Origin of the sequence: Bacillus infantis NRRL B-14911 (genome assembly GCF_000473245.1) — a bacterium.
GTDB lineage: Bacteria > Bacillota > Bacilli > Bacillales > Cytobacillaceae > Bacillus_AB > Bacillus_AB infantis.
The window spans coordinates 1,972,175-1,996,441 of record NC_022524.1; the positions used below are offsets into that span (position 1 = coordinate 1,972,175).

The 24,267-nt window shown below is 42.8% G+C and carries 19 protein-coding genes; 13 read left to right on the forward strand and 6 right to left on the reverse strand.

The features are described 5' to 3' along the window. The first annotated feature begins 304 nt into the window (after positions 1 to 304). Positions 305 to 1,108 (forward strand): zinc-dependent metalloprotease, encoded by an 804-nt coding sequence (locus N288_RS09945; protein ID WP_022543762.1) that lies wholly within the window; start codon positions 305 to 307, stop codon positions 1,106 to 1,108. Positions 1,109 to 1,394: 286 nt separating this feature from the next. Further along, positions 1,395 to 3,080 (forward strand): methyl-accepting chemotaxis protein, encoded by a 1,686-nt coding sequence (locus N288_RS09950; protein WP_009791013.1) that lies wholly within the window; start codon positions 1,395 to 1,397, stop codon positions 3,078 to 3,080. Positions 3,081 to 3,122: 42 nt separating this feature from the next. On the opposite strand, the gene pdxR is transcribed toward N288_RS09950, so the two are convergent. Further along, positions 3,123 to 4,526, reverse strand: a complete 1,404-nt coding sequence (pdxR, locus tag N288_RS09955; RefSeq protein ID WP_035400998.1) for a MocR-like pyridoxine biosynthesis transcription factor PdxR — start codon at positions 4,524 to 4,526, stop codon at positions 3,123 to 3,125. A 107-nt stretch (positions 4,527 to 4,633) separates the two neighbouring features. Between pdxR and N288_RS09960 the strand changes: the two genes are divergently transcribed. Then, entirely contained in the window at positions 4,634 to 5,338 is a 705-nt protein-coding gene (locus tag N288_RS09960) for an aspartate/glutamate racemase family protein (RefSeq protein WP_022543763.1), read from the forward strand. A 337-nt stretch (positions 5,339 to 5,675) separates the two neighbouring features. On the opposite strand, the gene N288_RS09965 is transcribed toward N288_RS09960, so the two are convergent. Together N288_RS09965 and N288_RS09970 are read right to left on the reverse strand one after the other, a co-directional pair. Continuing rightward, positions 5,676 to 7,439 (reverse strand): ABC transporter ATP-binding protein, encoded by a 1,764-nt coding sequence (locus tag N288_RS09965; RefSeq protein WP_009791016.1) that lies wholly within the window; start codon positions 7,437 to 7,439, stop codon positions 5,676 to 5,678. 33 nt (positions 7,440 to 7,472) lie between these two features. Next, positions 7,473 to 8,159 carry a rhamnogalacturonan acetylesterase gene (locus N288_RS09970; protein WP_009791017.1) on the reverse strand — a complete coding sequence of 229 codons (687 nt, stop codon included), beginning with the start codon at positions 8,157 to 8,159 and terminating at the stop codon, positions 7,473 to 7,475. Between the two features lie 295 nt (positions 8,160 to 8,454). On the opposite strand from N288_RS09970, the gene N288_RS09975 reads away from it, so the two are divergent. The 5 genes from N288_RS09975 (at position 8,455) to N288_RS09995 (ending at position 15,569) form a co-directional block, all read left to right on the forward strand. Further along, a complete protein-coding gene (locus N288_RS09975; RefSeq protein WP_022543764.1) occupies positions 8,455 to 10,677 on the forward strand; it encodes a helix-turn-helix transcriptional regulator in 2,223 nt (740 codons plus the stop codon). Between the two features lie 461 nt (positions 10,678 to 11,138). Further along, the gene (locus N288_RS09980) at positions 11,139 to 12,287 is read left to right on the forward strand and encodes a glycoside hydrolase family 88/105 protein (protein WP_022543765.1); all 1,149 of its coding nucleotides are present in this window, start codon (positions 11,139 to 11,141) and stop codon (positions 12,285 to 12,287) included. Continuing rightward, positions 12,268 to 13,599: a glycoside hydrolase family 28 protein gene (locus N288_RS09985; protein WP_009791021.1), complete on the forward strand. Its 1,332-nt coding sequence runs from the start codon at positions 12,268 to 12,270 to the stop codon at positions 13,597 to 13,599. The genes N288_RS09980 and N288_RS09985 overlap by 20 nt, the downstream gene beginning before the upstream one ends. Further along, positions 13,596 to 14,498 carry a dienelactone hydrolase family protein gene (locus tag N288_RS09990; protein WP_009791022.1) on the forward strand — a complete coding sequence of 301 codons (903 nt, stop codon included), beginning with the start codon at positions 13,596 to 13,598 and terminating at the stop codon, positions 14,496 to 14,498. The genes N288_RS09985 and N288_RS09990 overlap by 4 nt, the downstream gene beginning before the upstream one ends. Positions 14,499 to 14,801: 303 nt before the next feature. Further along, the gene (locus N288_RS09995) at positions 14,802 to 15,569 is read left to right on the forward strand and encodes an NAD-dependent epimerase/dehydratase family protein (RefSeq protein WP_009791023.1); all 768 of its coding nucleotides are present in this window, start codon (positions 14,802 to 14,804) and stop codon (positions 15,567 to 15,569) included. A 249-nt stretch (positions 15,570 to 15,818) separates the two neighbouring features. Here the strand turns inward: N288_RS09995 and N288_RS25820 are convergent, their stop codons facing one another. Both N288_RS25820 and N288_RS10005 read right to left on the reverse strand, forming a co-directional pair. Next, the gene (locus N288_RS25820; protein WP_022543767.1) at positions 15,819 to 16,106 is read right to left on the reverse strand and encodes a hypothetical protein; all 288 of its coding nucleotides are present in this window, start codon (positions 16,104 to 16,106) and stop codon (positions 15,819 to 15,821) included. Between the two features lie 322 nt (positions 16,107 to 16,428). Continuing rightward, complete coding sequence (locus N288_RS10005) at positions 16,429 to 17,298, reverse strand: carbohydrate ABC transporter permease (protein WP_009791026.1); 870 nt, start codon at positions 17,296 to 17,298, stop codon at positions 16,429 to 16,431. Between the two features lie 351 nt (positions 17,299 to 17,649). On the opposite strand from N288_RS10005, the gene N288_RS10010 reads away from it, so the two are divergent. The 5 genes from N288_RS10010 to N288_RS10030 all read left to right on the forward strand — a co-directional run bounded on the left by N288_RS10010 (position 17,650) and on the right by N288_RS10030 (position 23,218). Next, positions 17,650 to 18,633 (forward strand): ABC transporter permease, encoded by a 984-nt coding sequence (locus N288_RS10010; RefSeq protein ID WP_022543768.1) that lies wholly within the window; start codon positions 17,650 to 17,652, stop codon positions 18,631 to 18,633. Between the two features lie 36 nt (positions 18,634 to 18,669). Beyond that, the gene (locus N288_RS10015; protein WP_009791028.1) at positions 18,670 to 19,335 is read left to right on the forward strand and encodes a YesL family protein; all 666 of its coding nucleotides are present in this window, start codon (positions 18,670 to 18,672) and stop codon (positions 19,333 to 19,335) included. Between the two features lie 52 nt (positions 19,336 to 19,387). Further along, entirely contained in the window at positions 19,388 to 20,908 is a 1,521-nt protein-coding gene (locus tag N288_RS10020) for an extracellular solute-binding protein (RefSeq protein ID WP_009791029.1), read from the forward strand. A 100-nt stretch (positions 20,909 to 21,008) separates the two neighbouring features. Beyond that, on the forward strand, positions 21,009 to 22,001 hold the full coding sequence (locus N288_RS10025) for a pectinesterase family protein (protein WP_009791030.1): 993 nt from the start codon (positions 21,009 to 21,011) through the stop codon (positions 21,999 to 22,001). A gap of 275 nt (positions 22,002 to 22,276) precedes the next feature. After that, positions 22,277 to 23,218, forward strand: a complete 942-nt coding sequence (locus tag N288_RS10030; protein WP_022543769.1) for a pectinesterase family protein — start codon at positions 22,277 to 22,279, stop codon at positions 23,216 to 23,218. 125 nt (positions 23,219 to 23,343) lie between these two features. On the opposite strand, the gene N288_RS10035 is transcribed toward N288_RS10030, so the two are convergent. After that, complete coding sequence (locus N288_RS10035) at positions 23,344 to 24,141, reverse strand: alpha/beta hydrolase (protein ID WP_022543770.1); 798 nt, start codon at positions 24,139 to 24,141, stop codon at positions 23,344 to 23,346. Positions 24,142 to 24,267: the final 126 nt, after the last annotated feature.

Here is a 24,267-nt window from a genome sequence, read left to right on the forward strand (position 1 = left end):
TCCTTCCGGAGGCCAATTTTTATTTCAGTGAAAAAGTCCTCCTTCTTATTCTCAAGTAATTTATCTTTGACCAAAAAAGCCTCAAAAAAAGGAGTTTTCCCAACTTTTTAATGACACCTTTCATAAAATTAGTAAAATCCTAATATTTTTTATTTCTCTTTTTTTAGAAACCGATTCTTTCCACTATAAAACTGCAGGTATTCTTTCCATTGTCCTATCATTGATTTCCCAATTCAATAATGAGAGGAAACTGGAAGAAATAGAAGAATATCTCCTTTGTATTAAAATTCAAGGAGGTATATCTATGAAAAAACAGTTGAAGGTCTTATCATTATCATTGCTCAGCACCCTTGTAATCAGCTCAAGTGCTTATGCCGGGTCCGGGGAGCACCATCATGAGCACCCGACAGACGCCTTACAATACATGGGCGATTCCTTGCCTAAAGCAGCGGATTTCAAGGATCTTGAAGATGAAGCTGTTGTTGAACGAGATACTTCAGTCAGCATCCTCAATGAAAAGGGGACTGTGACTGGTATTATGAAGTCTAACAAAAATACACAGAACGGAAAGGCCTCGCCTCAGGATACGGGAGCCAGGAAAGTGACGGTCCTTGCGGTGGCAGATGAAGAATACCGGAGCGCCTATAGCGATTGGCAGACCCGGATCCAAAATATTATAGAAACCGCGGATAATGCTTTTAATAGGGACCACGGCGTTGATTTTGTTGTCCAGGCGGTCGCAAGCTGGAGCTCGCAGGGATCAAACAGCTCCCAGATCCTCAGCGACCTTCAAAGGGACTGGGATGGAAGAGGCTATGATTTCGTTGCCGGTTTTACTAGAGATGCTGCATTTGATGCGGGTGGAATCGCCTATGTGTACCAGGCAGCTCCATCTGGCAGCGCGATCAGTGTGAACCTGGACCAGGGGACAGCCAATACTGCCAAAGCGGCACAGCATGAATTCTCCCATAATTTTGGCCTCGGGCATGATGCACAGGGAAGCGGGATACGCTGCATCATGAACTACGACTATTCTTATTCCGTCGATTACTGGCACTCCCAGCATAATTCACAGATTGCAGCGAATAAATATTGGTACGGGAATTAGCAGATTTGCTCCTCCAATTATGGGGGAGCTTTAATTTTTCGGGAGAATGAATTGGATCCTTCCTGAAAGGAAAAAGAGCATTAGTGGCGGGGATTGACGGGGTTCAGAAAAGAGTTGTATTAAATTATTTTAAAATAGTTTTATAGATGTGTTTTATACTGATTGTATTTTTTCTTTCCAAATATATCCTTGTTTTTATTTGGCTGTTCAACCTAAAAAACCTTGTTCCAATGACGATATTAAGGTTAAGAAATTATCCTTAATATAATGTATTTGGAGGAAACTAGTGAAAATTAAAACGCGGTTAATCACAACTATTTCAATCCTGGTAGGATCAATTATCCTGCTTGGCAGTTTTTCAATCTATGTAATTAACGCACAGGTAAAAAGAACTGACCTGCTTCAGGATAAAATGGATTTTCAAAAAGATATCATAAAAATCCAATACCGACTCGCCGGGATTTCAAACGATGAAAGAGCTTTGATTATGACGGGCGATAAGCAGTATGCAGTGAGTATGAATGAGAAGGCTGAGGATGTCCAGTCCCTGATCAGGCAGGCAGAGGGCAAAGCGCTTGAAAAAAAGAATCTTGAGCAGGTCGAGAAAATGGAGTCCAGCTTCAACCTGTTTTGGGATATCAATCAAAAAGTCATTGGGCTTTATGAGACTGATCCGGAGGCAGCCAGGGACCTTCATTTCGGAGAAGAACGCATGCTCAGAAAGGATGTGCTCGACCCGGCTGTGAATGAACTTGTTTCTGTGCTGAATAAAGAACTTGAACAGATTAATAAAATTAAAGAAGAAAATTCTGAGGGAAGTAAGGATATCCTTATCTTCCTGGCAGTTGCAGCATCGGTGGCAGGCGGCATTTTAAGCTTCATGCTGCTCCGGTCCATACTCATTCCATTAGGGGCACTCAACAGGCAATTAAATAATATTGCATTAGGAGATGCCGACTTAACACAAACGGTGGATGTAAAGGGCAAGAATGAATTCGGCCAGCTTGCCCACTCTTTTAATGCTTTTGTAGGTTCGCTTAGAGGGATGATTACCCACATAGGCTCGTCCTCTGAACAAGTGGCTGCTGCATCTGAAGAGCTCTCTGCAAGTGCGGAGCAGTCAAAAGCGGCGTCAGGGCATATAGCAGAAACAATGCAGACTATATCCACTCATAACCATAGACAAACGGAAATGACTGCCAGCAGTCTGAAATCTGTAGCAGATTCCCTTGGCGGCCTGAAAACTGTAGCTGCCAATACAGATAAAGCAGCAGAGGTTTCATCAGAAGTAAGGGAGCAGGCGGAGGATGGGGCTTCTTCCGTCAAAGAAATGCTATCGCAAATGAACTCCATCAGCCAGTCAGTCGATCGGGCTGGGGAAGGGGTAACTTCACTGGTTTCTAGCGCCGGGGAGATACAAAAGATTTCCTCGCTGATTGCTGATATCTCGGGGCAGACAAACCTTTTAGCCCTTAATGCAGCGATTGAAGCGGCAAGGGCTGGCGAGCAAGGAAAAGGTTTTGCGGTCGTTGCCGAAGAAGTCAGAAATCTGGCAGATGAGACCAATGCTTCGGCCGAGCAGATCCATAAGCTGGTGGCAACGATCCAAGCCGAGTCAAGCGGGACGGTTCGGGATATCCGTCTGGTAAAAGAAAATGTCTCTGCAGGCATCAGCCTCTCGGAAGAAACAGTCTCTAATTTTAATAGGATTCTTGCGCAGATTGAGCAGGTAACCTCTCAAATTCAAGAGGCAGCTGCAGCCACCAGGTATTTGACGGACGAGTTTGAAGGAGTCCACGATACCATTGTAGGAATAGCGGCAGGCTCCCAAGAGACGCTAGAAAGCTCTGAAAACGCAGCAGCTGCAAGCCAGCAGCAGCTTGCTTCTTCAGAAGACGTATCAAATGCAACACAATCCCTTGCCCGATTGGCAGAGGAATTGCAGGAAATGATTTCACGATTTAAATCATAATAAAAGGGGGGAGCAGACTTTATCGTTTGCTCTCCCCTTTTTTCACTTTTCCGGGAAGCTCCTGATTGCTTTTTTCAGCCTCGCAATCCCTTCTTCTATCCTATCAGGCGTCAAGCTCCCATACCCCAGCACAATCTTATTCTTATGGTTTCCTTTGATGATGCTGTACTGCTCTACCGGATACACACGAACAGAATGACTGAAGATCCATTCCAGCAGTTCCCCTTCAAAAACAGTGGAAGGGAATTCAGCAACCAGATGCATTCCAGCAGCATGCCCCCAGATACGGCAGTCAGGAAAGTGTTCTTTCAAGCTGTCCACCAAAGCCTGCCGCCGCTGCCTGTAGATTCTTTTCATCTTCCTTATATGCTTGTCAAAGTGGCCGTCTTTTAAAAAACGCGCAAGGATTAGTTGCTCTATACCTGAGTGATGGCGGTCGGAATACCATTTAAGCCTCTTGAAATCCGCCAGTAAATCAGCGGGCAGGACAGCGTAGCCAATCCTGAGGCCAGGCGAAAGAATTTTGCTGAAAGTCCCTACATAAATGACCCTCTCAGGATCCAACCCCTGAATGCTGTGGACCTGAGAACCTTCATAAGTGAACTCGCTGTCATAATCGTCTTCTACTATATAAGTATTATGTTTACGCGCATACTCGATGAGCTGGATCCTTCTTTGAATGGTCAACGTACTGCCCAGCGGAAATTGATGTGAAGGAAGGGTGAAAATAAAGCCTGGTGGCGTATCCATAGGAAGATGTTCAGGCTTAAGTCCTTTTTCATCCGCAGGAATAGGCACCAAGTCTGCTCCTTGATAGCTGAAAATATTCCTCATTTCATCGGTAACAGGATCTTCAACAGCTATCGATTGCTTATTTTTGACCAGCAGTTCGGTTATAAGCGAGAGCGCCTGCGTGGCACCGCTTGTAATGACAATATTGTCTGCCGTGCAATTCACGCCGCGTGTATGATACAGGTATCTGGACAATTCTTCCCTAAGCTCCTGCAGGCCTGAAGAATCAAGATAGCCAAATGCCTGTTCATCAGAATCAATGCATACATCCTTTGCCAGCTTGCCCCACACTTTTCTGGGGAAATGATCCATGGCCGGTGTAGAAGCTTTGAAGTCTATCATATTCTCTAAGTCATCGTTCACTTTCTCCTTTTCTTTCCGCCGATGGGCCATTTCTGGCCGGAGAAAGGCTGCGCCAGCAGCTATGTATGTCCCTGACTTTGGCCGAACCTCCAAATATCCTTCTGATGCCAGCTGGTCATAGACTTCCAGTGTAATATTTCGGGAGACCTGCAAAGAGGCTGAAAGCTCGCGTGTTGACGGAACCTTTTCGCCTTCCTGCAATTCCCCATTTAAAATATATGATCTCAGCATCTCATAAATCTGCTGAGTCAACGACTGTGTGCCTTCCCGATCAATTTGAAACCACATAATCTTCTCTCCAATCTGTCAACTGGTACTATAAAAGTCATCTAATTGTGGCTCTATTTTCATCCAGTATATCATGATATCTTTACAGTACCATAAGGAGGATGATCGAAATGAAAACAATTGGATTAATCGGGGGAATGAGCTGGGAATCGACAAGCGTGTATTATTCATATATCAACCGCCTTGTCCAGGAAAAACTGGGCGGGATCCATTCAGCCCGCTGCCTGCTTTACTCTTTTGATTTTGAAGAAATTGCTGCCCTGCAAAGAAGCGGGAACTGGGAAAAGGCGACTGAAAAAATGATTGAAGCAGCAAGGTTCCTTGAAACGGGAGGAGCAGACTGCATCGTTATTTGCACCAATACTATGCATCTGATGGCAGAAGATCTGCAAAAAGCCTGCAGGATTCCCGTCATACATATTGTAGAATGCGTGGTTGAGGAGATTAAAAAGCAAGGCATAGAGGCAGTTGGCCTGCTCGGCACCAAATTCACAATGGAGCAGACTTTTTATAAAAAAATTCTTGAGGAACATGGCATTAAGGTTCTCGTTCCAGAGGAAGGTGACCGGGAACGGGTTCATGAGGTGATTTTTGAGGAATTATGCAGGGGTAAATTCAAGGAAGACTCAAAGGCTGCTTATCTCGATATCATTCATCGTCTGGAAAAGAAAGGCGCCCAGGGAATTATCCTCGGGTGTACGGAGATCCCTCTGCTAATCAGCCAGGAAGACTGCCAGCTGCCTTTGTTCGACACAACCTTTATACATGCTTCAAAGGCAGTGAAATTTGCACTGAGTCACTCTGATAGATGGTAAGAGAGCCAGTCGATGCATGATGGCATACAAAAGAAGCCACTCATGTATAGAAAAGGGCCCAATCAATGCATGACCGCCATCAAAAGAAGCCGCTCATGTATAGAAAGAGGCCCAATCAATACATGATGGCTATCAAGAGGAGCCACTTATGTATAGAAAAGGGCCCAATCGATGTATGATTGCCAACAAAGGAAGCCGCCCGTGTATAGGAAAAGGCCCGCCCGATGCATGACGGCCATCAAAAAAACTACTCATGTATAGAAAGAGAACTATTGATGCATGACTATCACCAAAAAGCATCTATGAATGAAAAGAGTCATTCCCAAAAAAATAATTTTTACATCTGCAGCTGCTTCAACTCATAAAAGCTCCCTTGCTGATGCATCAGCTCCTCATAGGTGCCAAATTCTACACATCTTCCATCCTGGATAACAGCGATTTTGTCGGCATTGCGGATGGTAGAGAAGCGGTGAGCCACGATGAAAGTAGTGCGGCCCCTGGTCAAGGTGTCCAAAGCTTCCTGGATTTTTCTCTCAGAGTGGCTGTCAAGAGCAGAGGTTGCTTCATCAAGGATGATGACCTCCGGATCCCGGATCAATGCTCTGGCGATCGAAATTCTCTGGCGCTGCCCGCCGGAGAGTTTATCTCCGTGTTCACCTATTCGTGTTTCCAACCCGTCCGGGAGTTTTTTTACTACCTCCCACAGATTTGCGGCTTTCAGTACTCTTTTCAGCTCATCTTCTGTGACAGACAGCTTGCCGTAAGTCACATTTTGCCTGATGGTCCCTGAAAAAAGAATCGTTGATTGCGGGACAACCGCGAGATGATTGCGGAACGACCTTAGATCAATCTCTGCCATATCATGACCGTCCAGAAGGATTTTTCCTTCGCTCGGCTGAATAAAGCCAATCAGCAGATTGAGAATCGTTGATTTGCCGGAGCCGGATTCGCCTACAAAGGCAATGGTTTCACCCGGTTTGACTTCAATCGTGATGTCCTGCAAGGTATTTTCATAGGCGCCTGGGTACCTGTAGCTCACAGACTGAATGGAAAAGCTGCCGTGCACCTTCTTTAGCTTTGGTTTATTTTCATAGTTTTCAACCTCTCCTGCAGTCAATATTTCGCCGATGGATTTGACTGACTCAAGCCCCTTAGCAATCGTCGGGATCAAGGTAATCATGCCGGAAACCGAGTTCACCACTGTTGTAAAATAGGTCTGGTACATAACGACCTCTCCTGGTGTGATAGAGCCGCGATAGGCAAGGATGCCGGTGAACACCAGGCAGATGATCTGGAAAATCTGAAAGCTAGCCCAGCTGACTGAACCGAATAAGGATTGGATGATATCCAGGTGAAAGCCTTTTAAAAGAATCTGCTGAAAGCGGTGGTTAAGGCGATTGACCTCCTGCTTCTCCAAGGCATGCGCCCTTGCAATCGGGACAAGCTCAATCATTTCAATGACCCGGGCGGAGGTTTCTTCCATTTCCTGCCTGAATTCTGAATTCGAGTGTTTTATTTTTTTCCTGAAAATAACAATGATAAGTGCGGAAATTGGAACGGTAAGGATAAAAAACAGGAAGACAACAGGGCTGTTGTAGAGCGTGATGGCAAGAGCTACGATTAGATTGATAAATATATTCAGCAGGCTCACAAAAACCTGGGAGGAAAGAGTTTGGACCGCTTCAACGTCCCGCATGATTTTCGACTGCAGCCGGCCTGACTGCATTTCCTTCTGGTAGGGGATGGAGAGTTCCTGCAGTTTTTTGATGAGTGAAGCCCGCAGGCCGGATTCAACGCTGCGGATCGCATAGCTGTGCAGCTTTGTATGATAATAGTTTGATAGGATATTCTGCAGCACAAGGACGATCATCACGATGGCATTGATATAGATGGTGCGGATGCCGTTTCCCCCGTGATTGGTTGCTGCATTGATGACATTGGCAATGGCGATGGGCATGACCCAGGCAGGGATATGCTTGATTGTGAATAGGACGGCAGAATAAAACAGCTTTATCGCATGGCCTTTATACAGACCAATCAGCACTTTCAGTGAATTCTGCTGATTTTGTTTATAAATATTTTGTATAAATGAGTCCTCCAAAGCATTCCTCTCCTTGATGCCCCATGAAAGCTGCTAATTCAGCAGGTCTTTTAGCGGCAGATCGCTTTTTTTAATCTCTTCAGCAATTAAATGCGCTACTGCCTCGGCGCCTTTTTCATTGAAATGGGTATTATCTTCAAGGCCATCTGGATAATTTGGGGATTCACCCGGAGCCAGATGCATGAAATATAAGGCTGACTCGTCCTGTCCCATGCTGTTAAAAAAGTTTCGTGTAGCTTTGTGAATGTCCAGGAGCGGAACCTGATTTTTTTCGGCAAACTGCTTCATGGCTTCAGGGAAATCCCCGACTGAAAGCTCATCAATGGTATTGGTTCCGTCAAACTTTCTTCTTGTGACAGGGGTGAAGAGCACAGGATGAGCTTGATTTCTTCTGGCAGTTTCCACATACTCCAAAAGGTATTCCTGATAGTCACCATAGGGGCGGGTTCCGCGCTCAGGATCCTCTGTTTTCTGGTCGTTATGTCCAAACTGGATGATCAGGTAATCGCCAGGCATAATGCTGCTCTCAATAGAAGTCAGGTGGCCCTGTTTGATAAACGATTTTGTGCTTCTGCCATTGATGGCCCGGTTATCTAGCACAGCATGACGATTGAGGTATTGTACAAATGCTTCTCCCCAGCCCGTTTCCGGCCGCTTCTCAGGCAATTTGACAGCGGCAGTTGAGTCGCCGGCGATAAATATGGTGGTTTTTGGGTCCATAATTGTGCACTCTCTTTCAGGTAAATTTATCTGTCCGCCGTTATGTTAACGTTAACATCTTTAAGGGAAGTTGAAAAAGCCACTATATTAATAGATCATATTATGCTATTATCTATTTAATGACGGACAAGTTCGAAATTTCTGTATATTTATGTTAACGCTCACATTATATAAAAAGGGCTATCAGAAAGTCAAACAAATTGAAGCAGGCATCTAATCATTTCGTTTGATTCATTTATAGATTGTTGATAACGCTTTCATTTATGATATGGCGGAAAACAAGGAGTTGAACATTTTGAGGAATGGCAGAGTGTTTTACAAGCTGTTTATCCCATTCTTTTTATTGGGGATAGGTCTAGTGGCAGGCTTCAGCATTTTTATCTATAACTCGACTTACAATTCAGTTGAGGAAAGCTTTCTAAAGGATAAGGAAAGCTACACCAAACAAATTCTGCATAATGTCGAGCAGAAGGTCAGGACCATTGAATATGGCTATACCGCCTACAGCTCTACAGCAAGCTTTAAGGAAGTTTTCACAAGACCGCTTTCAGGCAGGGACTTTGAGGTATACCAGGATATCATCAAAGAAATGAGCTATATAGAGATGATGGGAATTGAGGGCAGCAAATACAGGCTCATCAGCCTGGCGGAAAAATGGGGAATCGTTAATGAATCTTTAAAGAAGCTGACCCCTGAAGAATATAACGCGTATAAGGAACAATACATAAATGAAAATGACCGGAATCTCTTCTGGAAGCCGACGGAAGAAGGCATAGAAATGGTCATGACACTACCATTTTATCAGCGCGAGAAATTTGCCCTGGGAATTGCCAATATCCCGAGAAGGAGCATTGATCAAATTGTCGGGGAACAAGATAATGCGGTTGAAATTTATAACAGCCAGGATAAGCTCTTATATTCCAGTGTGAACAAGGGGAGCAGCCTGACGGAAACAAGCTTTGATGAGGTGAAAGCGGCTGCCGAAGCAGCAGAGGAGAAAGCGGACGTCTTTAAAGCTGACAACGGAAAAACTTATGTTTTCCTTGAGGCAGATTATAACCATTGGCTGTACCTTGTGGAAATCAACGAAAACGAAATCGGAAGCATCATCCACAATACTAGGATGGGGCTGATTCTTGCTTCTGTCATCTTAATCCTTCTTGTCGGCGGAACATCCTACCTTTTGGCAGACTCTTATTCAAGGCCAATCAAAAAAATCCAGGAAAGATTGTCGCAGGGCGGCATCAGCCGTAAGCAAAATGAGCTTTCCTTCCTGGCTGCCTCTGTTGATAGGATCGTCGATCAGAATGAATTGCTCACTGAAAGCTTATCAAAGCAAAAGCCGGAGCTTGAAACGTTATTTGTTCTGAGTCTGTTTAGGAAGCGAATTGCTGAAAAGGATATCCAGCACAGGCTTGAGCAGTTTGACTACCATTTTGGAACAGACAAGGTCTTTTATACCGGCCTTATCCAAATTGACCAAATGGACGGCGGGCAGAATGCAGATAAAGATATCTTTCTGCTGGCAATCAATCATATAGTCCGCGAGATCGTCCCGAAGGAGGAAAGGCTGATCCCGATTGTTCTTAATGATGAGATGCAAGCGATGATCTTTGCCTGTGACAATGAACAGGAAGCCGAAAGGCGAATTATGATGTATTACGAGGAAATCCAGGAAAAAGTAAAGGAAACGCTCAATCTGGTTGTGAGCGTTGGGGTCAGCCCTGTGTATCATTCATTGATCGACAGCAAAAAAGCAGTGGATCTGGCAAAAGAATCGCTACATTACCGTGTAAATGTCGGGCCTGAAAGCATCATATTTTACCACGACATTTCCTCAATGCTGAATGATGCTTCGATTTCCAAATTTCCGATTGAATTGCACAATGAATTGATGAGCGCAATCCGCTCAGGCAGGGAGGAAGAGGTTCGGAATCTGACAGGTTTGCTTATCGATGAAATTTTCAGACTGAACAAAAACCCGATCAGTCTGGGTGTCACTCTAATCAGGGCGATTAATGATCTTGTCCAATTAGGACAGCTGCTTGGAGCAGAGTCGAATATATTCGAAAATATTAAGAAGCTCTACCAGACTGCCATGCATGCCTATTATCCGCAAATAATCAAAGACATGCTTTACCAGCAGCTGATTCAGCCGGTCATCATCAGTACGCAGAGCAATACAGAACAGGGCTTCAAAAACATATCCGATAAAATTGTCTATATTATCCAAAGTGAATTTGATCAGGAAATCTCCCTCGACATCATTGCTGACAGGCTTCATTACAACCCGAATTATTTAAGTAATGTGTTTAAGAAGGAATATGGGGAGAATTTTGTGGATTATTTAATGAATTACCGGCTCCAAATGGCGCAGATGTGGCTGAAGGAAACGGACATGACAATTAAAGAGATAGCCGAGAAGCTGCAATACCGCAACTCACAGAATTTTATCCGTTTCTTCAAAAAGAAAGTGGGCAAGACTCCCGGGGACTATCGAAAAGAATACCGCCAATAATGAAACAATGCAAAAGCTTCTTCCCTGTGAAGAAGCATTTGTTATACAGCTATGCTTACTAAGCTAACCATTTATCACTGTAGAAAAATTCTGGACAAAAGGATATGCAATCCAATCTGTCTGCCTATAGGAATATAAATCCCCCTTTAATACCAACTGATAGACATAAACAGTTTTCCAGTTTAAAAGTATCATTTTTACGCTATTATTTCTTAAATCATCGATATACCAGCCTTTGTAAGCGTAATCACAAAATGATTATATACGGAATTTTCTTGTTTTTAGTATCCTTAAAGCATTAAGTGCCATTAAGCCAGAAGGGAGCACTCTCCCAAAAAGGCTGCCTGGCAGGTAATCAAATATAAATAAAAGCAACCGCAACGCAGTTGGAAAATGGGGATGGGAGGCTCAAAACCTCTCTCCCAATTCAAACTTAAATTGAAAGTGGAGGGATTTTACAAGTGCAGGATAGAAATTGGTCTGTCAGGACAGCCGATTCCATTATGGAAAGAACTCCTTTATTGTTCGAGGACAAGGGCTATAATGGCAAATGGGCATATGATTATGGTGTGGTTCTAAAAGGATTCCATCTCGTATGGAAGAGTACCGGAGACCGGAAGTATTTTCAGTTTATAAAAGAGAATATGGATCACTTCATCAATGAAGACGGCTCCATCAGCCGGTATGAGATGGAAGATTACAATATTGACCATATCAACAACGGGAAGATGCTATTTGTGTTATATCGTGAAACTGGAAATGAGAAGTACAAAAAAGCAGCCGATCTACTCCGCAGGCAGCTGGAAACACATCCGCGCACCTCAGAAGGCGCTTTTTGGCATAAAAAGATTTATCCCTATCAAATATGGCTTGATGGATTATATATGGGTGCCCCTTTTTATGCGGAATACCAGAGGGCATTTATGGATGGAGAAGGGCTTGAAGATATCATCAGCCAATTCAAGATAAGCTTCAGCCATTTATTAGATGAAAAAACCGGACTGCTTTATCACGCGTGGGATGAGAAAAAGGAGCAACCTTGGGCAGATAAAGAAACGGGTCTATCGGCCAATTTCTGGGGCCGTTCCATGGGCTGGTATCTGCTTGCGCTCACTGATGTACTGGAGGTGATTCCAGAGGTCACTCCAGGCAGGGGCTTTCTTGTCAAAGTGCTTGAAAATACTCTTGAAGCGCTGCTCAACTATCAAGATGAAGAAAGCGGTGTGTGGCATCAGGTTGTCAATAAGCCAAATGAAAAAGGAAACTATCTCGAATCTTCCTGCAGCAGCATGATTGTCTGTGCAATTGCCCGGGGAATCCGGCAGGGGGTCCTCCATAGGGAGAAGTGGGAATCGCAGCTGCAAAAATCCCATCAAGGTCTGCTGGATGAATTTGTTCTTTTGACAAAAGAAGGCTGGGTAAATTTGAACAAAAACTGCCAGGTGGCAGGTCTCGGAGGACCAGATAAGAGGGACGGGACATACGCCTATTATATTAGTGAGCCGGTTACCTGCAACGACCAGAAAGGGCTTGGGGCATTTTTGCAGGCGGCGGCTGAGTTTGAATATTTGATGAACAGGAGCGTTGATCATGGCAGTCTATCATATTAGCGAATATTTAAAAGGGAATGCTGGACTTGCAACCGAAGGCATCCAAAAGGCCATTGATGAAGCCTATCAGAATGGCGGCGGCAAGGTGGTGATTCCAGCCGGCGAGTTCCTCACTGGCCCATTATTCCTTAAAGATAATATTGAACTTCACCTGGAGAATGGCGCTCATTTAAAGTTTTCCGACAAGCAGGAGGATTATCCGGTAGTAACATCGCGCTGGGAGGGTGTTAAGCGTAAGGTATACGCATCGTGCCTGTTTGCAGAAGGAGCCAGGAATATTGCTGTAACTGGATTTGGAACAATTGACGGTAATGGAATGGAGTGGTGGGATGTTTTCAGGAACCGCAGGGAGGAGCTGAAATATCCGCGTCCAAAGCTGATCAGCTTTGACCACTGTGAGCATATTACACTGCGTGATGTACGCCTGATCAACTCCCCAAGCTGGACCGTTAATCCAATCTGCTGCCGGGACATAACCGTAGATAATGTTTCAATCCTGAATCCAGCCGACTCTCCAAATACAGATGGAATAGACCCGGAATCGTGCAGAAATGTGAGGATCAGCAATTGCCATATTGATGTCGGTGATGACTGCATTGCCATAAAGTCAGGCACAGAGGATACCGAAGAAAGAGTAGCCTGTGAAAATATCACAATTACCAATTGTACGATGGTCCATGGCCATGGAGCTGTCGTATTCGGCAGTGAAATGAGCGGGGATATCCGCAATGTGACAATCAGCAACTGCGTATTCCAGGATACAGACAGGGGAATCCGCTTTAAATCAAGGCGCGGCCGCGGCGGAGTTGTAGAGGATGTCCGTGTCGACAATATTGTGATGGAGGGGGTCATCTGCCCATTCATTATCAATCTCTACTATTTCTGCGGACCGCGCGGGAAAGATCAATATGTTTGGGACAAAAATCCATATCCCGTTACTGCTGAAACCCCTATGTTCCGCCGCCTCCATTTTGCCAATATTACAGCGAGGAATGTGCACGCGTCAGCCGGATACATTTACGGCCTGGCAGAACAATATGCAACCGATATTACTTTCAGCCAGATTGATATTTCACTTGCGAAAAATGCCGTACCCGGCAAGCCTGCCATGATGGCCGGGATTGAGGATATGGCGAACCGCGGCTTTTACGTCGGCTTTGCGAAGGATGTCCTGTTCAGCCGGGTGACGATTGAAAATCATGAAGGGCCAGCCTTCCATATAGAACACAGCGAGGATGTTGAAGTCATCTCCTGCAAATCAAGGAACACAAAGGAAGGTGAAGAGCTGGTCAGGGAAGTGGCGGCAAAATGACAGCTGCAGATAAACGCCGGAAGCTTCTGAGCCTGCTGGGTGACCGCTCTGTTCCAGAAAATCATGAGCACCAGGTGCTGATGATTGAGAAAAGGCAGGGTTATGTACTGGAGACATTGATGCTGAGCCTGAATGGCCTGGAAACAGTGCCGGCCTATTTTGCAAAGCCTCTTAATGCCTCTGCCCCTTTGCCTGCCGTCATTTACTGCCATTCTCATGGCGGGAATTTTGAGAACGGTAAAGACGAGCTGCTGACAGGCAGCCCTTACCTGGTTGAACACTCTTTTATTGAAGAGATCACGGGGCTGGGATTTGCCGTCTGTGCCATAGATATGTGGGGATTCAATGAAAGAAGAGGAAAGCAGGAAAGCGAATTGGTCAAGGAGATGCTGCTGAAGGGCCAAACATTGTGGGGGATGAGGGTCTTTGACAGCATGTCCCTGATTGATTATCTTCAGAGCCGCCAGGATGTGGACGGAGAACGCCTTGCCGCCATCGGGATGTCGATGGGCGGACTGATGAGCTGGTGGCTCTCTGCACTGGACGAAAGGATCAAAGTTTCAGTTGACATTGCAGCACAGGTGCATATCGAAACACTGATGGAAAAACGCGGACTTGATCATCATGGCTTCTATTATTATGTTCCGGGTCTGCTGAAGCATTTTTCAACTTTAGCAGTCCAGGAGTTGATTTTACCGAGATCGCGCCTTAGCGTAATCGGCAAAGACGACCGCCTGTGTCCAGCGGAAGGAGCTGTATTTTTGAACAGCAGCCTTAAGGATTCTTATGAAAAGCGGCAGGTTCCCGGGAATTGGGAAGGACGGATTTTGACAGGTGGACATCAGGAAACGAAGGAAATGAGAGAATTATGGAAAGCTTTTTTAATAGATCATCTGTGAACATAAAAAAACGATTTCAATAGAATGACATACACTTCGGACTTGGTGCAATCGATCTTTGCCAGCCTGAGTATGAAGGGCTTATAAAGAAAGGGTATCGGAATAAACTATTCCGGCCTTTTTTTTTTGGCAGTAACATCCGGAGCATACTGTCTGTTTCTCTATTTTACAAATCTTTTAGTACAGCATCCGCCTCTCTGCCCGCTCATAAGCTAGCAAAGATTTCCTGCAAATAGGAATAACGAATGTATGGAAGGGTAATTTAAATAAAAATGACAGCGTTTACATGAGCAGGAGGAGAAAATGATGAGAAAGAAAATCACCCTTGTTGGCGGTTCGGGTACGATTGGCACGGTCTTATATAACGGTCTTAGCTCCAAATACGATATCGTCATTCTTGATAAAAAAAAACCTGAACAGACAGCGGAGTTTATTCAAACAGATGCAGCCGATTATGAGGACCTTGTGGAAAACATTCCAAAGGATACGGAGGTGCTTGTTAATCTGCTGACAATCAAGACAGACAATGATCTGGAGAATCTAAAGGAATTCCACATGATGACCAGCATCCATTTTATCGCTTCATTTTATATCCTCCATGCTGCCGATTCTCTCGGAATTCCCAAAGTCGTATTTGCAAGCAGCAATCATGCAGCTGATTATTATGAAAAGGATGGCTATTCTTCTTTGGGCAGAGAGATCACCACTCAGGATTTTCCTATATCCATAGGGTTGTACGGTGTTTTAAAATATGCATCTGAAGGCATCGGGCGAATCATGGCCCGGAACGAAAACAATCGCCTTTCAGTGATCAATTTAAGGATCGGAAGCGTTCTTCCAGATGAAAAGGAAGCCGTAAAGGAAGATGACAGGCTGCATAGAACTCTTTTATCACATGAAGATGCTGTACAGCTGTTTGATCTCGCCATCCAGTCGACTGTTAAAAATGGCACCTATTACGGTGTGTCAGATAATGCGGACAAACCCTGGTCTACAGAAACAGCCTGGAAAGAGCTTGGGTTTGTTTCAAAGAAAAATGCACAGCAGGTATTGAAAGAGAATCGTGAATAAACCCAGGAGGCTGGCCCCGGAAGAGGGCCAGCCTATTAATATGGCACTTGAAATTGAAATGGCCTATGTTTGGCTGGAGGAATCTGAATGTATGAACCAGATTAATATTAAAGCAAAAAAAGCAGCTGAAACTGTAACGGGTTCCGTTACGAGGTGCAAAAAGAGATAAAGCGTCAAAAAAACAATACAATAACAGGTTATTTAAACAGTAAAACGGCAGCCATTACGCTGCCGTTTTCTTTATTTCGTCTAAGGTGCGGTTCGAAGAAATTCATCTGTAAATTCCATAATTAAAGCGTAAATAAAAAGGCTTATTGGTAACAGATTTACAATCAAAGCAAAAATTCTTTTAGCTAATTTTTCTCTGCTAAACATTGAAATAATGCTAAAAGGGATGCCAATCAAGGAAATGAGAAATACGAGTAATCCAAACACTTTTGGTATCGGTGTGTATATGGATATAGGAATAACAATAATTGTAACTATTGCTATTATGAATGAGATTTTGGTGAATATCTTTAGATTTTTCCTTTCCAAATTAATGCACCTCTCATTTTATTTAACAGGGTCTTTGCTAAAATAATCATCTCAAATAGATTATATCTTTTAAAGTGAAAACCTTCTCTGTTAAACCCAATCGTTGTGCCGGAGTACCAACTTCAGATTTAAATCCCGTTGTTTTAAACGGGATGCAAAAGCAAAAATAAGAGAGCAAAATCTTTGCGATTTCACTCTCTAAATGTACTGCTAATTATAATGGTAGCACCCTAGAACGGAACCCGTTACTGTAACAGCTACTTTTTTTGTATTTATACTTCTTATTTCATTGGAAATTTAAGGAAACCCTATGGAAAAGTTCTTAAGCCTTAACAGAACCAACCATTGCTCCTTTAACGAAATATTTCTGCAGGAACGGATAAACGATAAGCATTGGAACTGTTGCAACAGTTATAACAGCCATCTTAACGGTTTGAGCAGGGGGGACAACATCTACTGCAGAAGAGTCTGCCTGCATACCGCTTGATACGATAACAATTTGTCGGAGTAAAACTTGAACTGGCCACTTATTAGAATCAGTCAGATAAAGAATAGCATTTGTATACTGATTCCAATACGCCACCGCGTAGAACAGGGAAATGGTGGCAATCGAGGGAAGCGATAATGGAAGCATGATTTTAAAGAAGATCATTAAGTCGTTGCATCCATCCACTTTTGCTGATTCTTCCAGGCTATCTGGAATGGCTGAAAAAAAGTTTCTCATGATAATAAGATTAAATGCATTAATCGCTATTGGCAAAATTAAAGACCAGTAAGAGTCGATTAAACCCAGGCTCTTTACTACTAGATAGGTAGGAATCATCCCCCCGCTAAATAACATTGTAAACACTACAAGAAAATTAATTGCACTTCTTCCTGTTAAATACCTTCGTGACAATGAATAGGCCATAAAAGCTGTTAAAACCATACTGACAAATGTTCCGACTAATGTTACCAGGATCGATACAGTCATACTTTTAAAAATCGTTGGTGTTGAAAAGATATACTCATAGGCACTCAGTGAAAAAGTAGTAGGGAACAAGATGAAATCTTTAGCCACCATCTCTTCTGTCGTTGCGAACGAGCTGGCAATCACGTTAATAAAGGGAATAAGGCAGGCTAAGGCGATGAGTAATAGGATCGCATGGTTAACAAAGTCAAATATGCGATTCCCAAAAGATTTGTCGTGCATTTGAGAATCCCTCCATAATGAAGTTAATATTTTCTTGAGTTAACTATATCAACCTGAAAAATAGTATGTCCATAATCATTTTCCATCCACCTGGTAATATGGGGGGGAAGTACATACATTGAGTTCTTTTATCACTCTTCAAGAATTCTAAAGTAAATACTCATTTACATAAATAGATAATCATTTTATATGATTGATATCAGAAAGCGCTTTCAAATCAGGGCTCTGAGCTTAATCTAACTGAATGATTGTAGACGTTATACCAGTTTTTTTATACCTTTAAATTGTACTCCGAAACACAAAAGCTATAAAAACTTAATAAAAAAATATTTAATGAAGGAGGAATTTCCGATGAGAGAGTCCGCTACTGTTGCAGAGGATCAGCAAAGTATTTTACCGGATCTCAATAAGAAAGCAGTCAAAAAATCCAGGAAGAAGACTTTCGCTGCTATTGTGAGAAATAAGTGGCTGTATTTAATGATGATCCCCGGTATCATATACTTTATTATTTTCAAATACCTTCCAATGGGAGGAATCATTATCGCCTTCCAGGACTATCAGCCATTCTTAGGCATAGCTAATAGTCCATGGGTTGGCTTCAAACACTTTGAACGGTTATTTACGGAACCTACATTCTTTATGCTGCTTGGGAATACACTATTGCTATTTGCATTAAACTTATTCATTTTCTTTCCAATACCAATCGTTTTGGCTCTTATGTTAAATGAGGTGAAAAATAAATATTTAAAAAGCGGGGTTCAAACGATTATTTATATCCCGCACTTTATGAGCTGGGTTATCATAGTTTCCATTTGTTATGTATTTTTAGCGCAGGACGGCGGAGCAATCAATGCATTGATTGCTGGTATGGGCGGAGAGAAAATACCTTTTCTGACTGATGGCACATGGTCAAGGATTATTTATATCCTTCAAATCATATGGAAAGAAATGGGCTGGTCCACCATCATTTACTTAGCAGCTGTAACGGCAGTGGATCCAGGTTTATATGAAGCAGCCAAAATGGATGGTGCGAGCCGGCTCCGTCAAATTTGGCACATTACATTACCTGCTATCCGGCCAATTATTATTATTATGCTGATCCTAAAAATTGGCCAAACTTTGGATTTAGGGTTTGAACATGTTTACCTGCTATTAAATTCAATCAACAGAGAAGCAATGGAAATATTCGATACTTATGTATACACAGCAGGCATGAAGAACGGACAGTTAAGCTTCAGTACCGCTGTAGGATTATTTAAAGGGCTTGTCGGTCTAATTCTCGTTGTTGGAGCGAACCGGTTAGCAAAAAAATTCGGCGAAGAAGGACTGTATTAACATTAAAATATTAATAGGGGAGGTCCCGAGGAGCTTATGAGCAGGATTGGAGAACGCTTCAATAACTTTTGCATCATTCTACTCAAGCTGGTTTATATCCAGATGCTATGGTTTTTATTCACCTTTCTGGGATTAGTAGTATTGGGGATTGGACCTGCTTCTTACGCAATGTTTACCGTACTAAGGCAATGGATTAGAGGAAACAAGGATTTTTCCATTTTTAAGGCATTTTATCACGCATACAGGACAGGTTTTAAAGAAGCTTCAGCAATCGGCCTTCTTTACACAGCAGGAGGATTGATTCTTTACGTTGACTTGCTGTATGTAGAGTCGCAGGTATTAAGAGGTCTGCTGATTGTAATCGGTGTACTTTACTTCATTTCATTAACCTACATCTTTCCTGTTTTAGTTCACTATGATTGGAAGAGTGTCACGCTGAAGCTGAAGTGTTCCCTGCTGTTCGGCATATCATATCTGCAGTATACATTGATGTTATTTGCTGCTCTCGCTGTGATTTATTTTATTCTTTTAATGTTTATTCCAATAACGGTTGTTCTCTTCGGAATTAGTTTAGGGGCATACACCATCATGTGGATGGCAATTCAGGTATTTAAGAGAATAGAATTGCAGGCAGATGCTAATCCCGTTGAAGGAGGTGGTGAGGCTAACGCGCCTTCTCTAAGCAAGAAACTTAGCCATTAAATTAACTTTTGCTTTTCCCAATAAATTTTATATTATCTAGGAGGATGTAAACATGGTGAAACCCAAAAAGTTTGGAAAAGTCTTAGCAGCGGGCACGATATTGGCCTCATCACTCATTCTGGGTGCTTGCAGCAAGGAAGATGAGGCAAGCAGTACAAAAGCAGCTGTTGACGCGGACGGAAAAGCTAATATCAGCTGGAGCCCGATCCTTTATGTAGCAACAGCTCCAAACGATGTGATAGAGAAGAAAATTGAAGAAGCTACAAATACCAATCTTACATTTAATTGGATTCCAGATGCGACTAAAGATGAGCGGCTGATTGCATCCATTGCTTCCGGGGAATTGGACGATATCATTTCTTTGCCATCTACTCTTGTAACAAATTCATCAGTCAGACAGGCGTTGAAATCAGGTGTATTTTGGGAAGTGAGCAAATACCTCGATGATTATCCTAATTTAAAGAAAATCTCTGAGGATCGCCGAACAGCAGCTTCTATCGAAGGAAATCTATACGGTGTTCCATTTCAAAAGGATTTCGCCCGCGGCGGTGTGCTAATCCGAAAAGACTGGCTTGATAATCTTGGCATGAAGGTTCCTGAGAACCTGGATGAGTTGTTTGAAGTGGCGAAAGCGTTTACTGAGGATGACCCTGATGGGAATGGCAAAAAGGATACTTTTGGCTGGAGTGACCGGAATGAGCTGAGATACGGCAGCTTTAAAACACTTGCTTCTTACTTTGGTGTACCAAATGGCTGGGCAGTGGACGACAATGGAAAATTTACACCAGAGCATGAAACAGATGAATATATGGAAACGATGAAATATTCAAGAGAACTATACAAAAATGGTTATCTTGATCAAGACTTTGCCGTAACTTCAAAAGATGACCAGCTGCAGAAATTTGCACAAGGCAAAGCAGGTATTTATGCAGGTCTTATAAGTATTACACAGTTAAAAAACCTGGCTGAGGGAATCAATAATAATGTGGCAATCGTTCCCCAGAATAAAATTGCCGGCCCGGACGGTGAATACAGAATCTGGTCCGAAGGTAACGGTGTTAACGGATTGCTGGCGTTCCCTAAATCAGCAGTGAAAACAGAAGAGGAATTAAAAGCAGTTCTCCAATTTGTTAACGATCTAATAAATGAAGACGTTTTCATGCTGATGACGGGCGGTATAAAGGAAACCCACTATACAATTGATGATAAAGATGCCTATACCATTTTGGATAATGAACTGTGGCAAAAAGAGGTTCAAGGCTTCTCAGGCTCCCGACCAAGTGAAATTACTTATAAACTAACTGACGCTGATCCTGATAAGCAATTGGTAAATGAAATGATTTCAGAAAATGACGAATTTGCAGTCATGGACCCGTCTGTTCCACTTGAGTCACCAACTGCCAGTGAGAGGGGTACTGAGCTTCAAAAGCTGATCATTGATGCTACGATAAAATACATCATGGGTGAAATAGATGACAAAGGATTTAAAGCTGAGGTTAAAAGATGGAAAGAATCAGGCGGAGACCAAATGAAGAAAGAATACGAAGAAGCCTATGAAAAATCAAACAAGTGATAACGAGCTTTAATATGCGGTCCTTCCTTTTATCTGAAGGAAGGATTGTTCCTGTTTTTTGTTTAATGCCTTTTCTAAAAATACTTATAGGGTGATACGAATGATTGTTGCACAAGACGGAACAGGTCAATTTTTAACGATTCAAGAAGCTATAGACAGTATTCCGAAAGGTAACAGCAGCCGGATAAATATTTATATAAAAGATGGTGTGTACAAGGAAAAGCTCGATATCAATAAGCCGTCAGTATCCCTGATCGGAACACACCGGGATCTGGTAAAAATCACTTTTAATGATTATGCGAATAAATTGGAAGATGACAGCAAAAAAATGGGTACATTCGGGTCTTATTCCTGCATTGTTACCGGTGATAGGTTTTTGGCTGAAAATATCACTTTCGAAAATAATGCAGGCAAAGGCAGTGAGGTTGGACAGGCGGTGGCCATGTATGTGGATGCTGATCAGACTGAGTTTCACAATTGTGCTTTTTTAGCCAGGCAGGATACTGTGTTTACTGCACCTCTTCCGCCAAAGCCGATTGAAGGCAGTTCGTTCGGCGGGCCGCGTGATGGATTGGAAAAACGACATTGCCGCAGCTATTTTAAGCACTGCTGCATAGAGGGCGATGTGGATTTCATTTTTGGTTCTGCAACTTCTGTTTTTGAAGATTGCGAAATTCATAGTTTAGATTTAAACCGAACAGATGTAAATGGCTATATCACAGCTGCATCCACCCCTTTTGACCAGGAACATGGCTATGTTTTTATCAATTGCACCTTATTAAGTAAGGCGGCAGCCCGTACGGTCTACTTGGGCAGGCCTTGGCGTGATTATGCCAAAACAGTCTTTATCAATACATGGATGGGTGAGCATATTAAAGCTGAAGGCTGGCATAATTGGGATAAACCCCAAGCGGAGAACACAGCGTTTTATGCTGAGTATAACAGCAGCGGCCCGGGCGGCTGTATGGACAAACGGGTAAGCTGGGCAAAATTTCTAACAGATGAGCAAGTTAAAGAGTATAAGCTTGAGAACATTTTTGGATCTTTGAAAGGCTGGCCAAAATTGGGTCTGCCTTACAGCACTGCGGGCTAAAGAAGTCTAATTAAAATGATTAAGGACACTTACAAAGCACTAGAAAAGAAATGAATATATTAGGCTGTATCAGCGGGATCAGTTATTTCGTGTTTTTTCTTATTTTCATAAGTAAATCTCAAAATTACTAAGTAAAAGACCAGAACTGAAGCTATCATAAAGAATTTCGCTTTGCAAAGTATTAATTTGGGTATCCAACGGCCTAAAATTTACTTCCTGAAAATTGGCGTTAAATATGCGGAATGGGAGCGTTTAGGAAAGGGAGTGGTAAGATAATGACTTTTAAAGAAAGTGTAACTAAACCATTAAAAATGACTGTAGCCAAAGACGGGAAAGGTGCTTATCAGACCGTTCAAGAAGCGATTGATGCTATACCGGCTGATAATAAAAATAAAGTGGAAATCTTTATTAAGAACGGAGTATATAAGGAACGAATCGTAGTTCCGGCAAATAAACCATTTGTGACGCTAATTGGAGAAAGTGTCGAGAACACAATCCTCACTTATGATAACCATGCAAAAATAATGTCCCCCGATGGCGGTATCATTGGAACACGCAATAGCGCAAGTGTATTCCTTTATGCGGGGGATTTTACAGCCAGAAACCTTACCTTTGAAAACTCATTCAATCCAAAACGCTTGGAAGAAGAGACACAGGCGGTAGCTGTTTATGCCAGCGGTGAGAGAATGGAATTTTACCAGGTGCGGTTTCTGGGAAATCAAGATACACTTTACCTAAAAGAGGGGTCTCAGTATTTTAGCCGGTGTTATATTGAAGGTGATATTGATTTTATTTTTGGAGGGGCAAGAGCAGTTTTCAAAGAATGTGAGATCTTTTCTTTGAATAGAGGGTCTTCTGCAGAAAACGGATATATATCAGCTGCAAGTACCCATATAAATGAGCCATATGGATTCCTGTTTTTAAACAATCGATTTACAAGCTCAGCGGCCAAAGGAACGGTCTATCTTGGAAGGCCCTGGCACCCTGGCGGGGATCCGGAGGCCATAGCAAGCGTCATATTCAAAAATAATTATTTGGGTGCCCACATTCATCCGGATGGCTGGACTGACATGTCAGGCTTCAGTGCCAAAGATGCAAGATTCTATGAATATATGAATGAAGGACCTGGCTCAAATCCCGATAGGCCTCAGCTTACAGATGAAGAAGCTGAAGCAGCCAACATCGAGACTGTGTTAAAAGGGTGGAATCCGGAATAGAGAAAAGGGTGCAGTCTGAAAATGACTGCCCCCTTTTTAATAGAATGTTTAAACACAAATGCTGTGCATTGAAAAGGAGAATTAGAAAGCTGACCAGAAACCGGTCTTCACTCTGTTGAATTAAATTATTGGCAGAATGCATGCTGAGCGAGCCATACAGCACAAAGCTCAGTCCATTTGCCTGCAGCAGGGTTATCGCTGGCAAGTCCTAGGCCATGCCGTCCATGCGGAAAAACATGTAACTCATATGGCACTTTTAATTTGCTCAATAATGAGACATATAATAGGCTGTTTTCAACAGGAACAGCTGCATCATCAGACGTATGCCATATAAAGGTTGGCGGCGGCAAAGTTTTAGCACCTTCACGTTCGCAGGATAATAAAGCCCTGATCTCCTCATTGGGCTCGTCTCCCAGAAGATTAGTCATCGATCCTTCATGATAATGCTCTAATAATGATATGACCGGATAGCTTAAAATAGCTAAATCCGGATGGCAGTTCTCTAAGTCAATGTTATCCTCTTCTTTTGTTGTACGCAGATGTGACAAAGTCGAGGCGCAGGCTGCTAAATGTCCGCCAGCCGAAAACCCCAGAACTCCTATCTTTTGCTTATCGATATTCCACTTTTCAGAGTGGTGCCTGACAAAGCGTATAGCCCGCTGCACATCTGCTAAAGGAACTGGATGCCTGTAGGGAGCTACTCGGTAATGCAGTACAAATGCTGAAATGCCAAGAGAGTTTAGCCATTTTGCAACCGGTTCTCCCTCATGATCAGCTCTATGGTGATACCCCCCTCCAGGACATACAATCACTGCACTTCTGCCTGTATTATTACTTGCAGGATAGAAAGCAAGAACAGGCTTGCGATCCTCATCTCCAGACTCCAGAAAAGGAATCTTTCCTGTCCACAATGAATAAATCAAAAGGTATTCCTCCTAAATTAATCGTTTGTAAAAGAACAGTTACATACACTTGCCGCAATTAAATTATATAGTAATTATAAATGTAGAAGAATAATCATTATTTAGTATAGTGGTTTTTATTCTGCT

What these genes read in the sequence shown, in the direction of transcription:
- N288_RS10030 (WP_022543769.1), top strand. Translation starts at nt 22,277, where the DNA reads ATGACTTTTAAAGAAAGTGTAACTAAACCATTAAAAATGACTGTAGCC.
- N288_RS10020 (WP_009791029.1), top strand. Translation starts at nt 19,388, where the DNA reads ATGGTGAAACCCAAAAAGTTTGGAAAAGTCTTAGCAGCGGGCACGATA.
- N288_RS10015 (WP_009791028.1), top strand. Translation starts at nt 18,670, where the DNA reads ATGAGCAGGATTGGAGAACGCTTCAATAACTTTTGCATCATTCTACTC.
- N288_RS09960 (WP_022543763.1), top strand. Translation starts at nt 4,634, where the DNA reads ATGAAAACAATTGGATTAATCGGGGGAATGAGCTGGGAATCGACAAGC.
- N288_RS09985 (WP_009791021.1), top strand. Translation starts at nt 12,268, where the DNA reads ATGGCAGTCTATCATATTAGCGAATATTTAAAAGGGAATGCTGGACTT.
- N288_RS09990 (WP_009791022.1), top strand. Translation starts at nt 13,596, where the DNA reads ATGACAGCTGCAGATAAACGCCGGAAGCTTCTGAGCCTGCTGGGTGAC.
- N288_RS09970 (WP_009791017.1), bottom strand. Translation starts at nt 8,159, where the DNA reads ATGGACCCAAAAACCACCATATTTATCGCCGGCGACTCAACTGCCGCT.
- N288_RS09945 (WP_022543762.1), top strand. Translation starts at nt 305, where the DNA reads ATGAAAAAACAGTTGAAGGTCTTATCATTATCATTGCTCAGCACCCTT.
- N288_RS09995 (WP_009791023.1), top strand. Translation starts at nt 14,802, where the DNA reads ATGATGAGAAAGAAAATCACCCTTGTTGGCGGTTCGGGTACGATTGGC.
- N288_RS10010 (WP_022543768.1), top strand. Translation starts at nt 17,650, where the DNA reads ATGAGAGAGTCCGCTACTGTTGCAGAGGATCAGCAAAGTATTTTACCG.
- N288_RS10025 (WP_009791030.1), top strand. Translation starts at nt 21,009, where the DNA reads ATGATTGTTGCACAAGACGGAACAGGTCAATTTTTAACGATTCAAGAA.
- N288_RS10005 (WP_009791026.1), bottom strand. Translation starts at nt 17,298, where the DNA reads ATGCACGACAAATCTTTTGGGAATCGCATATTTGACTTTGTTAACCAT.